19 protein-coding genes are annotated in these 15315 nt (G+C 35.7%); 3 read left to right on the top strand and 16 right to left on the bottom strand.

All coding sequences use genetic code 11. From position 1 onward, the window contains the following. Window positions 1-71: 71 nt before the first annotated feature. The 5 genes from CO726_RS02870 to panE all read right to left on the bottom strand — a co-directional run bounded on the left by CO726_RS02870 (window position 72) and on the right by panE (window position 6503). Window positions 72-2222, bottom strand: a complete 2151-nt coding sequence (locus tag CO726_RS02870; protein WP_099683251.1) for a penicillin-binding protein — start codon at window positions 2220-2222, stop codon at window positions 72-74. Between the two features lie 21 nt (window positions 2223-2243). Next, window positions 2244-2606 (bottom strand): cell division protein FtsL, encoded by a 363-nt coding sequence (ftsL, locus tag CO726_RS02865; RefSeq protein ID WP_000067081.1) that lies wholly within the window; start codon window positions 2604-2606, stop codon window positions 2244-2246. Window positions 2607-2621: 15 nt separating this feature from the next. Beyond that, window positions 2622-3554 (bottom strand): 16S rRNA (cytosine(1402)-N(4))-methyltransferase RsmH, encoded by a 933-nt coding sequence (gene rsmH, locus CO726_RS02860; RefSeq protein ID WP_061678251.1) that lies wholly within the window; start codon window positions 3552-3554, stop codon window positions 2622-2624. 368 nt (window positions 3555-3922) lie between these two features. Continuing rightward, on the bottom strand, window positions 3923-5539 hold the full coding sequence (gene bshC / locus CO726_RS02855; protein ID WP_099683250.1) for a bacillithiol biosynthesis cysteine-adding enzyme BshC: 1617 nt from the start codon (window positions 5537-5539) through the stop codon (window positions 3923-3925). Between the two features lie 79 nt (window positions 5540-5618). Beyond that, window positions 5619-6503, bottom strand: coding sequence for a 2-dehydropantoate 2-reductase (panE, locus tag CO726_RS02850; RefSeq protein WP_099683249.1), 885 nt, complete (start codon window positions 6501-6503; stop codon window positions 5619-5621). 385 nt (window positions 6504-6888) lie between these two features. On the opposite strand from panE, the gene CO726_RS02845 reads away from it, so the two are divergent. Continuing rightward, on the top strand, window positions 6889-7362 hold the full coding sequence (locus CO726_RS02845; RefSeq protein WP_099683248.1) for an N-acetyltransferase: 474 nt from the start codon (window positions 6889-6891) through the stop codon (window positions 7360-7362). A gap of 34 nt (window positions 7363-7396) precedes the next feature. Here CO726_RS02845 and CO726_RS02840 read toward each other — a convergent pair whose 3' ends face one another. The 7 genes from CO726_RS02840 to CO726_RS02810 form a co-directional block, all read right to left on the bottom strand. After that, on the bottom strand, window positions 7397-7903 hold the full coding sequence (locus CO726_RS02840; protein WP_099683247.1) for an RsfA family transcriptional regulator: 507 nt from the start codon (window positions 7901-7903) through the stop codon (window positions 7397-7399). Between the two features lie 129 nt (window positions 7904-8032). Further along, the gene (gene rpmF / locus CO726_RS02835; RefSeq protein WP_001984764.1) at window positions 8033-8206 is read right to left on the bottom strand and encodes a 50S ribosomal protein L32; all 174 of its coding nucleotides are present in this window, start codon (window positions 8204-8206) and stop codon (window positions 8033-8035) included. Between the two features lie 61 nt (window positions 8207-8267). Continuing rightward, entirely contained in the window at window positions 8268-8768 is a 501-nt protein-coding gene (locus CO726_RS02830) for a YceD family protein (RefSeq protein WP_000872145.1), read from the bottom strand. A 284-nt stretch (window positions 8769-9052) separates the two neighbouring features. Further along, window positions 9053-9670: a replication-relaxation family protein gene (locus CO726_RS02825; RefSeq protein ID WP_099683246.1), complete on the bottom strand. Its 618-nt coding sequence runs from the start codon at window positions 9668-9670 to the stop codon at window positions 9053-9055. Further along, on the bottom strand, window positions 9612-10793 hold the full coding sequence (locus CO726_RS02820; RefSeq protein WP_099683245.1) for an FtsK/SpoIIIE domain-containing protein: 1182 nt from the start codon (window positions 10791-10793) through the stop codon (window positions 9612-9614). The genes CO726_RS02825 and CO726_RS02820 overlap by 59 nt, the downstream gene beginning before the upstream one ends. A gap of 117 nt (window positions 10794-10910) precedes the next feature. Next, the gene (locus tag CO726_RS02815) at window positions 10911-11093 is read right to left on the bottom strand and encodes a hypothetical protein (RefSeq protein ID WP_099683244.1); all 183 of its coding nucleotides are present in this window, start codon (window positions 11091-11093) and stop codon (window positions 10911-10913) included. Between the two features lie 3 nt (window positions 11094-11096). Continuing rightward, on the bottom strand, window positions 11097-11399 hold the full coding sequence (locus CO726_RS02810; protein ID WP_099683243.1) for a hypothetical protein: 303 nt from the start codon (window positions 11397-11399) through the stop codon (window positions 11097-11099). Between the two features lie 183 nt (window positions 11400-11582). On the opposite strand from CO726_RS02810, the gene CO726_RS02805 reads away from it, so the two are divergent. Then, on the top strand, window positions 11583-11795 hold the full coding sequence (locus tag CO726_RS02805; RefSeq protein WP_001237240.1) for a helix-turn-helix transcriptional regulator: 213 nt from the start codon (window positions 11583-11585) through the stop codon (window positions 11793-11795). After that, entirely contained in the window at window positions 11788-12279 is a 492-nt protein-coding gene (locus tag CO726_RS02800) for a hypothetical protein (RefSeq protein ID WP_099683242.1), read from the top strand. The genes CO726_RS02805 and CO726_RS02800 overlap by 8 nt, the downstream gene beginning before the upstream one ends. A 52-nt stretch (window positions 12280-12331) precedes the next feature. On the opposite strand, the gene CO726_RS02795 is transcribed toward CO726_RS02800, so the two are convergent. The 4 genes from CO726_RS02795 to CO726_RS02780 form a co-directional block, all read right to left on the bottom strand. Beyond that, the gene (locus CO726_RS02795; protein WP_099683241.1) at window positions 12332-13030 is read right to left on the bottom strand and encodes an N-acetylmuramoyl-L-alanine amidase C-terminal domain-containing protein; all 699 of its coding nucleotides are present in this window, start codon (window positions 13028-13030) and stop codon (window positions 12332-12334) included. Further along, window positions 13030-13455 carry a phage holin family protein gene (locus CO726_RS02790; RefSeq protein ID WP_099683240.1) on the bottom strand — a complete coding sequence of 142 codons (426 nt, stop codon included), beginning with the start codon at window positions 13453-13455 and terminating at the stop codon, window positions 13030-13032. The genes CO726_RS02795 and CO726_RS02790 overlap by 1 nt, the downstream gene beginning before the upstream one ends. Before the next feature lie 14 nt (window positions 13456-13469). Continuing rightward, window positions 13470-14429: a tyrosine-type recombinase/integrase gene (locus tag CO726_RS02785; protein WP_136699335.1), complete on the bottom strand. Its 960-nt coding sequence runs from the start codon at window positions 14427-14429 to the stop codon at window positions 13470-13472. A gap of 101 nt (window positions 14430-14530) precedes the next feature. After that, window positions 14531-15315 (bottom strand): tail fiber domain-containing protein (locus tag CO726_RS02780; RefSeq protein ID WP_169513011.1); only part of this gene is annotated, 785 nt, incomplete at its 5' end.

Raw genomic sequence — 15315 nt, 5'->3', positions numbered from 1 at the left:
GCCTCCCTTACGCCTAGCTTGTTCCAATATATGCTTGTACTTATTTAATTAGAACTTCTTCTCTTTTACCATTACGGTTTTTCTGCTTCTTGTTGTGGTTCAAGTGGCGGTACCAGTGTTACACCTAACTCTGTACCAGGTTGCAACAATGTTCCTTCTGCCACACTTTGCTCGGTTACGTATCCGGTACCAGTAGGTTTTAGGTTAAGCTTTAATGTTTTTGCTAAATTCATAACATCACGCAGTGCCCAACCTTGTATATTTGGCATTGTAGGCTTATCTCCCACTAAGAAGACTCGATCACCCTTCAATGTTTGCTCAGTTGCTTTTGGCACTTGTTGCTGTACTTTCCCTTCACCTAATACAATTGGACGAAGTTTTGCTTTATCAATCGCTTTTTTCGCTTCTTCCATCGTTTTTCCGGTTACATCTGGAACAGCAGTTTGCTGCTCTTTCACATATTTCTTCGGATCTTTCACTTCATTAGGCTTAATCTTTAAATACTCTAAACTATTTTTTGTTACATATTTAAAAATATCAGCTAAAGGTTGTGCACCACTCTCATCATCTTTCAATTTCGGCTGTTTAACAGCTACATATACAACAAGTTGCGGATCGTCCATAGGTGCCATACCTAAGAATGAGAATATATAATTCTCTCTTCCCGTCATATATCCACCTTTTCCATCCGGAATTTGCGCTGTTCCTGTTTTACCACCAACTGAATAGCCATCGACTTTATAAGCAGTTCCTGTTCCTTTCGGGGATGTAACAACACGTTCTAATAACTGTCTTACTTGCGCTGCTGTTTCTTTTGTAACAGGTTTTCCTACTTCTTCTGGCTTATCTTCTAATTTTACTTCCCCTGTTATTGGATCTACAATTTTATCAATTGTATAAGGCTTCATCATTTTTCCATCATTTGCAATAGCTGTTGCAGCTTGCACAAGCTGAATTGGCGTTACAGTAGAACCTTGTCCAAAAGCTGTTGTTACTTGCTGTATTTGCTGATTGAATAAAATCGTATTTGAGCCTTCACCAGGTAAATCAATGTTCGTTTTTTCATCTAATCCAAAGCTATGAATATATTTTCGGAAACGTTCTGGGCCAAGTTTTTGATCTCCTAAAATTGCAAACGCTACGTTGGAAGAGCGCTCTACCCCTTCATCAAATGTGATAGATCCCCATCCAGCGCCGCCGTTATGATCTTTTATTTTGCGGTTTCCGACTTGATATGTACCAGACTGATAATAATCTTGTCCCTTATACACACCTTCATTAATAGCTGCTGCTAGCGTGAAAATTTTCATTGTTGAACCCGGTTCAAATGCATTTGCAATTGCGTCATTATAAAAATACTTATTATTCTCTCGGTTCGGATCATAACTAGGCTTACTAGACATCGCTAATATTTTCCCTGTTTTTGGATCCGCAACAATTCCTATTAAGCTTTCTGGTTCATAATGTTTACTTGCTTCTTTCATTGCGTCTTCTAAATAACTTTGAATACGCTGGTCTAGTGTTAAATATACATTATCTCCATTTTTAGGTGCCTTTACGTTCACTTTTCCACCGTCAAGAGATACTCCTTTACGATCGCCTGTATAAGCAACTTTTCCATTAGACGCACCTAAATACTTATTCAAACTCTTTTCTAAACCAAATTGACCTCCAGCAATTCCCTTTTCATCAGGTCTCGCATGACCTATGACATAAGATGCAAAATCACCGTTTGGATACACTCTTGCATTTTCAGTAATAAAAGATATACCTGGCAATTTCAATGCTTCCATTTGTTCTTTCTGTTCTTTCGTCAAGCCCTTACCTAATTTCCCAAACTCCACTTGACTTCTACCTTCTTTATTTAAAGTAGCTAAAATCGTCTCTTCATCTGTTCCGAGTACTCCCGCAATCTTCTTTGCAGTATCCTCTTTATTCTCAACATGATTCGCACCTTTTAATTCCGCTACAAGTTTATAAGAGTTTGCATCTTGCGCTAACACATGACCGTTTTGATCATAAATCGTCCCGCGATTTGCTTCGAGAACTCCTGTTTTGCTATGTTTTTGCTTAGCAAGTTCATCCAAATCATGATTATGAACAGATCCTGTTGCTTGTATGTAAAAAAATCGGGCTAATAATAGCAAAAAGAGCAGGAGGAATAAAATCATAAAATACCCTGCTCCCTTATTGGTATGAAATTTAGTCATATTTCTCTTCATTTTCCCTTCACACCTATTGCCTTATTTGAGGCCTTTCACATTATTCGCATTAATTTCTAACCCGTGTTTTTTCGCAACTTCAGCGATTCGTTCATAGCGACTTAACTTCTCTACTTCAGCCTGTAATTCTTGATTTTCTTTTTGCTGCTGTACAATTTTTTGTTCTATCGTCGCTGCTTCTACATTGACTTGATAAAGGCCTGCTTTATTTCCAATAAACGCTACACAGGCATACAATAAAAAGCCAATAAATGCTACATACAACAGTTTTTCGATTCTTGTAATCTTCGCTTTAGCTTTTGGCTGAACCATCTGCTGTGGGGGCGTTTGAATCTGTACCTCTTCTTGCGCTTGTTGTTTGTACTTTACAGCTAAGTTACTCATACCTCTCTCCCCTTTTTATCGTTTTTCAGCGATTCTCAATTTCGCAGAACGCGCTCGATTATTTTCTTCTAACTCTATATCAGAAGGTAAAATCGGTTTTCTTGTAATAAGCTTTAATTTCGGCTTAAATTCATCAGGAATAATTGGTAATCCTGGCGGCAATTGTGGCGTTGTACTATTTCGCTTAAACGTGGTTTTACAAATACGGTCTTCTAAAGAATGGAATGTTATAACACTAACTCTTCCGCCTGGCTTGACCATCTCAATTGCAGATTCCAACGCTTCTTCAAATACTTTCAATTCATCATTTACGGCAATACGGATTGCTTGGAACACTCGCTTCGCAGGATGTCCACCCGTTCTACGAGCAGGAGCTGGAATACCCTCTTTAATTAGTTCTACTAATTCTGCTGTCGTTTCAATAGCTTTATTCTCACGATACGCTTCAATTTTCCTAGCTATTTGTTTTGAAAATTTCTCTTCACCATACTGGAAGAAAATTCTTACAAGTTGCTCATATGACCAGCTATTTACAACATCATATGCTGTTAAGGGAGCATCTTGATCCATTCGCATATCTAACGGTGCATCATGATGATAACTAAAGCCACGCTCTGGTGTATCTAATTGCGGGGATGAAACACCTAAATCAAATAAAATACCGTCTACTTCTGTTATACCTAATTCCTGTAGTTTTTCAGATAAATAACGGAAATTACTTTTTACTGTTATGAACTGCTCACCGTATGAAGAGAACTTTTCTTTCGCATTTTGAATTGCTATCTCATCTTGATCAAACGCGATTAACTTTCCGCCTTCAGTTAATTGGGATAACAAATAAGAACTATGTCCTCCTCCCCCCAGTGTACAATCTACATATGTACCACCTGGCTTTATATCTAAGCCGTCTACTGTTTCCTTTAAAAGCACTGTTACGTGTTTAAACATTGTTGCACCTACTCTTTTTCCAATTAATTATGTTGAATGCATCTCCTCCCCTAAACGCACATTTCACGATTAGAGAACGAAATACTATGAAAGAACGACTCATTTAACTTGCCTACAAAGGCAGCATACTATACAAATCGCTATTTTCTTTTATTATATACTAAATTTTATCATCTTTTGCGGGAATTTAAATAAAAAACTGTCGAAAAAGATAATAATACGTTTACATTTTGTGCTATTTTGTCATATATTTAAGTATCCTGCATAATTACGATATTCACTATTTTCAGATTGATAATTCAGAAAAATTTCACTTCACAGTAAATTCAACGAGACAAAAATAAAATCCTGCTCCTAAGAGCAAGATTCTATAGTTTTATAACATGATGTTTTCCATCCCAAGAAAACGGGTTTTCCATTACACGATCAATGAAATCCAAACCGAACTGATTTAAATAATAACATACATTCCACACACGCTCTTGCGGCGCTCCTAATGGACGAAGTGCAAATTGTATGCGACGGAATTTATTTAACTGCACTTCATGCTTTTTCTCAACATTTCTTTTCAACATTCTTTCCAACAGTTCAATTTGTTCATTAATTTTGGATTCATTTTTCCCTGCAAACGCACTTAATCCAGGATCTATTTTCTTCACAAACTGTTGTAATGACGTATGAATATCAATTATTTCTTTTTTCGCCTCTACAAATCGATCATCTATCGGTTCCTCTATTTGATTAGATAACCAGTTTTCACGCAACTTATCTATGTTATTTAAAAACGGATCACTCTCTTGCAATTGCAAATCGTATAAATCTGTCGCTATATCCCTCTCTATATAAGTGATTGTAATACGCGGAACGACAGGTGGCATTCGGAAACCGATAGTATGGAAGACTTGTTGTAATTCACTCCAGTAGGCTAATTCCCCTGGTCCTCCAATAAACGCGAGCGTAGGAAATACATACTCTTGCATAAGAGGGCGCGTTACAACATTATTACTAAAGCGTTCCGGACTTCTCTCCATCTCTTCCATCAATTCCTCATACGAAAAGGAATACGCTCCATCCTTCCCAACAAACTTCCCTTGATCGTCTTCAAGTAATACTCGCTCATTATCAATTTCCATGAAAATATGTACTGCATTATACTTTGTTTCAATAATCGGTTTATATCCTAATTCTTTAATTACTTCCTGTTGGTTATGAAGCCCCTCTTGCACTTCTTTATACTTACCTATAATTTGCTTGAAAAACGGCACTTCTAATTTTCTTAATTCAGGATGATGCGAATCAACAAGAATTAAACCAGAATTCACGAACATTTTCATAATAAGATGGCCAAAGAAATCTACATACGTATTCGATTTCCCCAAAGAATCATCAATAAATTGCAGTACATCCTTTGTAAAATTCGTTTCAGGGTATGTTTTGAAAATTTCTTCAATCCACTTTCTACAGTCTTCCAAAGAAAGCTCAGACTCTGAAGCACTCGCCTTTTTCGGATTACGATCATGAAAAATAGTCTTTTTTATTTTTTTATTCTTCGTTACAAAAGTATGATTAATTTCATCCATATCATGGTCTTCACCAGCAATCCAGAAAACAGGAACAACTTTAACACCTAAACTTTCTTCCTTTTCCCTCGCAAGCTGTAAAACTGAAATAATTTTATGAATTGTATAAAGTGGCCCAGTTAATAACCCAGCTTGTTGTCCAGCTATAACAACATATGTACTTTCATCTCCAAGCGCTTTTACATTTTGAATTGTAGCTTCTCCCGCTTGTAATTTTGTATTATATTCTAATAAATGCGCTACTAAATCTTGGCGGAAAAACTCCCTCTCACGCAAATCTTGTACACGCTGTTTAAAAGCATCTTCTGTTAACATATAATCGAAACACGACTGTATCTCTTTTTTTCCGTTCATATAGTCCGCTACAACACCTTGTTGCGGAACAGAGATTTCTTTTATCTCCATATAATTCTTCCTTTCGTATCCTGTTCTCTCACCAATCCACATTGTAGTCAATGTTTCACGTAAAAGCAAAGAATTACACTTATACTTTTACTTCTAATCCTTTTATTGCATCGAACAAAAATTGAAGTGTCGGAACGGATTGTTGCTGTTTCTTAGCTTCTTCTAATACATATCCAACAATCGCACCAATTTCCGTTTGTCTATTCGCTCTTACATCTGCCAGCATAGACGATGTATTATGAGATGTTCTTTCACATACGTGACGTACCATTTCCCATACCATTTTTTTTTCTTCTTTAACAAGAAAAACGACTTCCTGGAATACTTGCTCCATCATCTGATAAAAAAACGGATTCGAAATCAGCTCGCCGTTCTGGACTTGTAATAATGCTGTCAGTGGATTGATACATACATTAACTACTAATTTTTTGTGCATAACATCCATCCAGTCATCTTCTATTTGAATCGGAAAATGAGGAAAAGGAAAGCAATTAAATATTTCTTCAAAATGTATAGACCGGCCGTGCACGATTCCAAACTTCGTTACACCTATCCCTGTATGATAAACGGTATGTCTTTCTTCTTTTTTTGCGCCATGCTCTACAATTCCAACTGCAATATTTTTATTCCCTATTTTCTGCATAGCATGAAGGTGCGACATCCCGTTTTGCAAAAAGATTAATGAGGATTTCCCTCGCACAAAAGGTAGTATGTCAGTTATATGATATTGCTTAACAGCAATAAATATATAGTCTAGCTGCTGGTCTAGCATGCTTTCTATTGGTAAAACAGGCGGGAATACCGTTTCACGTTTCCCCTCCCTGATACAAGTTACACCCGTTGTATTTAATTCCTCAGCCTGTTTAGTTGTCCTTGTAAACAACGTAACATCTTGATTACTTTTTTGTAAATAAAATGCATACAATAGACCGATAGCTCCTGGTCCCACCACTCCGATTTTCATTCTCGCACAAGGAACTTATATGAACACGATACATAAGTCCCTTTTCCCCCTCCCTCTTTTTAATCCAGCAAATGCCCACTTAGTGCAGAATAATAATTAATTAAGGATGAACAAATCCCACCGATTAAAGTTTTACTTTATCTCCCTCAATTACATTAACATAGTTTACAATTTCATTGCTCTTTAATAAGCAAATGCAACCTCTTCCTTCAATATGTATATACTACTTATTAATAGGCTTCTATTCTTAGTTTAGCAAATCCTCAAAAAAAATAATAAAAGAAATATACTATCATCTTCATAAAAATAAAAAAATGAGTTATAATATTATTATAAATATTTTCACTTTTCTGCATTCAACGAGACAAGAAAAGGATGTGATGTTATGGGATTCCCAAAAGTTGAGCGCTTGCTCATCAATTATAAAACATTAGACGAATTTAAAAAATTTAAAGGTTGCGGAGCTCAAGAACTATCCATGTTAGAAGAATTACAAGCAAACATTATTGAAAACGATAGTGAATCTCCATTTTACGGTATTTATTACGGCGGATCACTAATTGCACGTATGAGTCTATACATGAAAAGAAATGGCGGAGAACCATTCGAAATTACAGGTACTTACCTAGAACTCTATAAACTTGAAGTGCTACCAACTTTCCAAAAACAAGGATTCGGAGAAATGCTTGTAAATTATGCAAAGGGGCTACAGTTCCCAATTAAAACGATTGCACGTATCCATTCAGCTGGTTTTTGGGATAAATTAAATTTCCGACCTGTATCAGTACCTGATGGTGATTTTTATGTTTGGCATCCAGAAACAAATTTGAATGCGGTTACAGATGAAGAATCTGCATAAGAAATAAAAAAACAGCTACATAGCAGCTGTTTTTTTATTTCTTTAACTTCTCTAATTTCCCATTCGACCAAGCGCTATTTCTTTCTGCTACTATTACACTTCTTTTTTGATCAATATAATCAAGCAATGTTCTATATTCTTCCTCATATACTGATAATCGCTCCAAAAGACGCTCTTTCTCTGTTTGTAACGATTCAATTTGCTGTTGCAACACCATTAAAGAGTCTTCATCTTTATAATTTTGCAAGAAATCAATAACATCATTCAATGTAATTGACGTAGGCTCCAATACCTTCGTCTCTTTCACTTCATAATTTTCTACTTTACGCAGTTGCTTCGCTTCTTCAATACGTTCTTTGTATTGCTTTCTAACGTAAGAATTCCATCTAAAGCCACATGCTGCTGGTGTACGAGATAAATGTCTTCCCACTTCTTTAAAGGCAGATAATTGCGTTCCACCTTCTCGAATATGCCGGAGTACTACTTCTGCCAGAAGCAAATCTTCATCATCAGTCCAAGCATCTTGTCTTGTTGTCGCCATCTCTCTAGTCCTCCCTATGCATTTTTTATTAAGCATATGCAGTTACTAGAAAAGATAGAATACAACAAATAAAGAATAAGACAAAAAAAATAAACGTAGAAGATATCTTCTACGTTTATTTTTCCGCAATTACTTGCTGATTACTTCTTTACCTTTGTAAGTACCGCATGCTTTACATACACGGTGAGCTAATTTCGCTTCACCACAGCTTGGGCACTCTACCATACCAGGTACTGATAATTTGAAATGCGTACGACGCTTTCTTTTTACTGTTTTAGAAGTTCTTCTAAAAGGTACAGCCATTCTTCCCACCTCCTTAAAAGAAATAGTTATTTTCATATGAAGGCCTGAACCAGTCTTCCGATTATTTGTCAAAAAACTTTGCAAGTCCTGCCAACCTTGGATCAACAGGCTTTTCTTTGTCTTCTTCCGAAATCACTTGCCAGTCTTGACCTTGCGTCGGTGCTCCACCAGAAACATCATCACTGAAAATTTGCATTGGAATCTCCAAAAGTATATTTTCCTTGATTACGGGCAGTAAGTCAAGTACTTCTCCTTCTAAACAATGAATTTCAGCTTCAGTTTCAAATTCTTCTTGTGAAGTTTGGAACACCTCAGTTGTTTTAATGTCAAATGGTAATGTCACATCTACTAAAGAGCGAGAACATGGTAAAACCATGCTTCCAGTTATATGTAGATGGAACGTAAACTTACCGGAGCCAAAATCAACTCTTCCTGTTACGTGAACAGGATTAATTTCACGAATATCTTTCTCGACCTCTTTTAGCTCACTTACATCTACCATCTCATCCAATGTCAATCCTTTATTTCTCAATTTATTCAATTGATGGATGGACCATTTCATATCATATCACCTCAAGGCAACAAACAAAATTATAGCTAGCCATTTTATATTTGTCAATGTTTTTTCTTTACACCTCTAAAGATGCATTGTGTCCATTATGTGATAAAACGTGTATTCTTGTCCAGCTATATTTTCTATTTTAGACAAAATGGACATAAAGTAAATAATAAATGTGGTACAAGTTGTGGTCAATGTGGTCTGCGTGGTCAAAAGAGAGTGGTCGTTTACGATCACTCTCTTCTTATATATATTCCCATTTACTATCCCTGTTAACTCCTACAGAATTAAATTTCTTGAATTACATATACTTTTACAAACACATCATATTTCGCTGCCAGTTGTTCTAATTTCTTTTCTCTATATTTGGTTATGGTAAAGAAATGAATAACTGGCACTTTTCCGTTATATTTTTGTTTATATATTTTAGTAAGCTCCTCGTAACATTTTAATTTCTCATCATTGACCACCATCTTTTGGGTACGATCTATTTCTACAGCATGAAGTATTCTGTCCTCGTCACGAAATTTCACATCAGGAATTATCTTCTTCTTTTTATTCTCTTTTATATATCTAATTTCTGTTTCTACTTGCCAATCATCTGGGCAAAATAAATGTAGCCAAGCTTCATTTCGTAATATAGCATGTGACATTTTACTATGATGAACTACTTTACCTTCACCAAATAACTTATGTCCTGATTGATTTAAATAATAAACATACTCTTTGTTGTGAATCACTTTACTTGTGTAAATAGATAAATCATTCATTATCCTATTTGCATTCCTTATCCCTCCCATTTCGTGAACACACATTAAATGCCTTCTTGTTGCAAATTGTAACTTTCTAATCGTCGCAAGTATCGCCATTTGACGGTTGATTTTCAGGTGTGTTTGCATCCTCATGTTTTTCCACCTCATATTGTTTTAAATGGTTCCACATTATTTCATTACTAATGTAAGGAACTTGAATTTCAGTTAACCTGTCTGTTTTAAAAATTGCACGTCCAGGAATACTTTTTATCGATTCTAATCCTGATTCATCTATCACAACACCAGAAGCTGTTTGAGTTGGTAATCTGAACCCTAATTTCGCATCACTATTCTGTTTTACTTGTCGTGGCAATGTATCTCCTGTTGGATACTGTGTACAGAAAATTAATCTAAACCCTAACGCTCCACCTATACGAGCAATATGAGAGAGCATTTGCTGACACGCTCCTAATAGTTTTTGCTGTTCTTTTTTCATACTTTTATCAGGACAAAGTTCCGCCCCTTCGTCTACTATGATGAAATATCGTTCTTTCATATCCGTTTCTACAACATTTGTGTAATGCCTGGCTTTCATATATTGCATCTTCTCTTCCATCTTCCTAAGAATATCGCTTAATACCATAAAAGCTTCTATAGGCTTCTCTGCAACGGAATCCACTTGTTTTAAATGCTTATATGAACCGAACTCTAAGCCACCTTTTAAATCAATAATGTATAAGTGAATATGCTCTGGTTGCGCTAGGGTAAGCGAAGTAAATACATTCTTTAAAAATACTGTCTTACCCATTCGCGTAAGTCCACCTAATGCCATATGTGGTGTTTTATCAAAGTCATGATATATTAATCTTTCTAAACTTTGCCCCATGGGAACCTGCCATTTTCCTTTCTTTATCAAACCAACTTCCCAGTCCCATTTATCCGGAACATCTTTATAAAACACACGAATATTCAATTTGTAATTATCATATTGGATTCGTACAGGCTTACTTAATCCTTCACTTACAACATCCTCTACCTTTTGAATGATTTTTGACGGCATCCCTACTGGCAATCGATACACATAAGTCGTACTACGATCATCATCTTTTTGCTCAATAAAAACTGGATACTGTAATTTTTCATTACTCCTAATTGCAATTCCACTTACTTCAAAAAATACTTGTATCTTTTTCCGGTCATCCTCTTTATTTTTGAACTTATCACCGAATATAGCGAAAAGTATTGCTGCCAGCGGTACCGATAATAATTCCAACATAAAATCACTCCCTATATCCCTCTTATAGAGGGTATATATCCCTGTTTCAAGGAATACAAACGTACAAGCTAAAAACCTTATGTTCTGCACGATGATTAAATTCCACTTGGCATTCTCTCATAGAAACAAAGTGAGAACATAACGTAGAAGATATAAGAACGAGCCTGTGAGCGTCGTGTACAAGGTGATATGCGGAAGCCAATGTGGAACACTCTTCCCCATTTTCTCTGCTACCTTTATCGCTATTACTGACAAGCCTGTCGCTGTCCAAATTATTATCGTTTCCCCTGCTAATGTCATGGATTATTCCTCCTCTTCCTTTTCACGAAATGCAATACCTCTTCTCGTAAGAATGACATCATAACAATCCATTAAAATTTCCCAGTCTAAAATATCTTCTTCCTCTCCATATAAATCTTCTTCTAATACCTGTGACAAACTGAAATACCCCTTATATTCTTTTCGATCATAAACCTCATGATTTTTCATGTGATTTAGAATAGATTCTGTTTCTGCTCTTGATCTTGATTCATTGTACAGATCTCTTAGTTCTTTTGAAGGATGTAAATATTGAGTTGTGTTCAAGTGATTATACTGCCAACGCATGTAACCATCTCCCCTCGTGATGTCCTTAGTTCCACTTGGTGTTCCTTGTGGTCTTGATATAGGTATATGACTTAGAAGTAGTTATATTGCCTGTCCATTTAAACTTTTCTAAATGTTCGTTGATTAAATTAAAGGAGGACACATTTCCATATGCGAATTGTATATAATTAAAGAGGTGATATTGTGCGATTAAAATGTAAACTTCGTGTTATTTTTGCTGAAAGAGAAATACGTCAAAAGGAATTTTCAAATCTTATTGGAATTAGTCAAACTACAATGAGCTCACTTGTTAATAACACGACACTCCCTAGTTTTCTTACAGCTTACAAAATTGCAAAAGAATTAAAATTGCACATGGAAGAAATTTGGATAGAGGAGGATAATGAAAATGTATAAAAAACTTATAAGTCTTTGTGTCGGAAGTACCCTATTTTTAAGTCTAACAGCTTGTGATTCTTCCAAAGAAAATGAATCAAGTGAAAAAACAAACGTCAAATCTCAACAAGAAACTAAAAAAGATTTAACATCTCAGGATGAATTAAATAAGAAGATAAAGCAAGATGCTGAAGAAGTTAGTTTTGTTAAAGCAAATGGAGATCAATATGAAAAAGGAAAAAGGCTTAAAGCTACGGGAACGGTAGATTTATTACTTAAATCTTCAGTGCTACCTTCTTTTGTCATAAGTACAAATGAAAATGACGGAAAAGGTATGTACACTATTCAAATTGCACAAAGTGGTGTGCAATCAAATGAAAATGAAATAACACTCAAAAGTGGATTAAAAATATCTAAAGGTGCAACAGTAACGATTTATGGTGCCTACGATGAAAAAGATAAAACAGGAATACCTAAAATTAGCGCAACAGTGATTGAACAATAAAAAAAGCCGTCATTTGACGGCTCTTTTTTGTTAATCAAACTATTCTTTTGTTTTATTTAACTTCATACCACCAGCCTTTACGGTCAAGGTAACCTTTCATCCCATTAAGTTGCGCATCTGAAGTTGGCTCGGAAATGAAATATGTTAATCCATCCGATTGCAAGATAAACTTAGCTGTCATTTTAACAGACGTTAATGCTCCCATAACATCAGGAGTTTCATAAGGTGAAAAAGCACCAGATTGGATGACATTTTGTTTTGTTGAAGTGGTTGCTACATTCCCACTCTTAACCTTCTGAATGAATGCCCCCCATCTCCCTTCAGCTAGCATTCTATGTGGACAGTATTTTCCAGACCACGATTGGTGAGTTCGGACATTTTCAATTGGAATATTATACATAGACATGAGTTGTCGCACAACATCGACAGCGTTATCTTCTGCTTTATAGTATCTATCTCCTCCGGATTTTGAATAACAGATTTCTACGGAAATGGACTCTCGATTCCCTGAACCATTACCGTCTCCACAAGCCCACGCATTACGTTCCCACGGAATACCTTGAATTGCTTGCTTGTCATCTACTGCTACATGAAACGATACTTCATTATTGTTATTAATCATGTAATTCACTTCATTTTCAGCGGGAGCGTCATTATATGTGTTATGAACAGTGATATATTTAGGTTTCATTGTATATGGACACTTTGTACCATATTTACTTGGGGCAACTAATTTTTTGGTGATTTCCATTATTCAACATCTCCTTTTTTAATTTCTTGTTTTTGTTTACCACCTAAAATTTCAACTGCATTTGTTAAAGCCTGTGGGAGTGGAATACCCATTCGCCCGGCATTTTCTAAGAGCGACAGTAATTCATTACCCATGAAGAAGAAAATTGTTGCTTCACGGATTGCACTGTTGCTTCCAAGTGCCGAGTCTAGTTGAGCGGCCGCTCCGACCAAAAGAAAAAGCACCACCTTTTTGGCGATGCCTTTGAAACCAACTTTACTTTTTAATTGTCCGTTGTATCCTGCTGCAATCATGCCAGTTAAATAATCAATAACTGCCATTATGACTAATATTTTCAATGTCGCATCCCATCCTCCCAAGAAATACCCACAGAAGCCACCGAAAGTGGCAATAAAAGCTTTTAATAATACATCAATACGATCCATCTTTTCACTCCTTTTTATGCTGCAAAACAACTTGGATCCATTCCAAAGATGTCTGCAATATCTTCTTCACTTCTATCCTTTAAATAAGATTGTGTTGTTGATATATCCGAATGATTCGCAAGCGATTTTAATTTTTCTAGTGGTACACCTTGCACTTTTAAATTATCTAATCTGCTATGACGGAAACAGTGAGGATTGATTTTAAATTCTTTACCTTCTTTTTCGTACAGCATCTTAGCGAATATCTTGCACCAGTAATTAAATACGCTTTTATTTAAAAGTTTTCGGCCACCATTCTTATAAACCCGCACAAACAAATCTGGAATAGTATCTTTACCTCGTTGATTTATATATAAACGAATGCATTTCTGCACTCGGGGATTGTAATATAATCTAAACTTCTTACCGCGTTTCCCTCGAACCACATTTGTATAATATTTTTCTGTCAGTCCTTCTTTTTGAACTTGGTAAACTTCATTTTTCCTAGCGGCACTGTAATAAGAAAGTGCTAAATATGTAGCTAACATATATTTTTCTTGTGCTATTAGCTCATCGATTAACCACTCAATTTGTTCTTCTGTTATAAAAGTAATTTCTCTAACTGGATTCTTAGGTAAACCACGGACCCGTGAACCGACATTAAATTCATATTCATAGTCGTCATCATCCGCACAAAATTCTAATGCGGACCTTAATGCACTCATTAATCCGTTGACACGAGCATTAGACATTTCCATCTCTTGAAAGATAATAGATAAATTTCGAATGTCTTTACGTGTTAGTTCAATAAGATTTTTATTTTCGAAGTGTTCATGTATTAGAAACAAAATAATTCGTAAATCCCAATGATATTGCTGTAAAGTGCTTGCCGCTTTTCCTTGTGCTTTCTTTTCGATTAGAAAATCTTTGACTAGGTTTTTATTTTCTTGGCTAACATGCTTTTCATAAATTACTTGGTCTACTATTCGTTTCACACTGATCATCTCCTCAAAATAAAAAGAGAAGCGAAATCACTCCTCTTGATCTATGAATTGAATTTACTAAAAGCCATATTTTGTACAAAATAAAAAACAGCTTACGGCTGCTCTGGTTTCTTATCAAATAATTGTTGTAGTAATAATTCTTCTAATCGAGCTATCCGATCTTCTTGACTAGCTATTTGTGATTTTAGATTTGCTATTTCTACCTCCTGTTCCTGTACTGTTGCATCAACTTCCTGTAAAGCCTTAATTGCAATGGATGCGTATGAATACAAGTGAATTCCTTTCCCACTTTCATCCACAAACGCTTCATCGCTTTCATCCACAATTAAACCGTAGTATGTTTTAATAGCTTCTGTTGTCAAAGGTGGATCGTCATGAGCTTTCTCTTCTCTCATCCGATAAAGTTCGTTTACAGCATTCTTATAATTAAATTGTCTAATTTTAAGATTTCTAATTTTTTCTAAAGCGGAAAAAGAAATATCACGGATATTAGATTTATACTCCCGCAATGAAGGAGTCATAAAATTCCCTTGAATAGCACCCCAGCCATTTTGAGTAACAGAAGATTTTAGTTGGATAAGTCCTGTATATCCTGCTGTACGGCTATTACGCAATGTGATATTAGGTAATCTTAAATCTGCATCTGTGCCATTATCTTCAAGGACTAACGATGTTTGATATAACCCAGCCTTTCCTCGTCTAAAATACCAATTCCCATTCCCAGCATAAAAAACATGGTAATCATTAGCATTTAGAACACTTAGTCCGTTTCTTTGCAACTCCCAATACACAGATTTTTTGATTTCATTATTTTCCATGCCATCGCTAATACCAATGTTCGCATAAGCTCCAGGCCATCCTGCACCTGCTTGAGACA

Origin of the sequence: Bacillus fungorum, from assembly GCF_002746455.1 — a bacterium.
GTDB classification, from domain to species: Bacteria; Bacillota; Bacilli; order Bacillales; family Bacillaceae_G; genus Bacillus_A; species Bacillus_A fungorum.
This window is presented reverse-complemented; position numbering and strand designations above follow the sequence as displayed.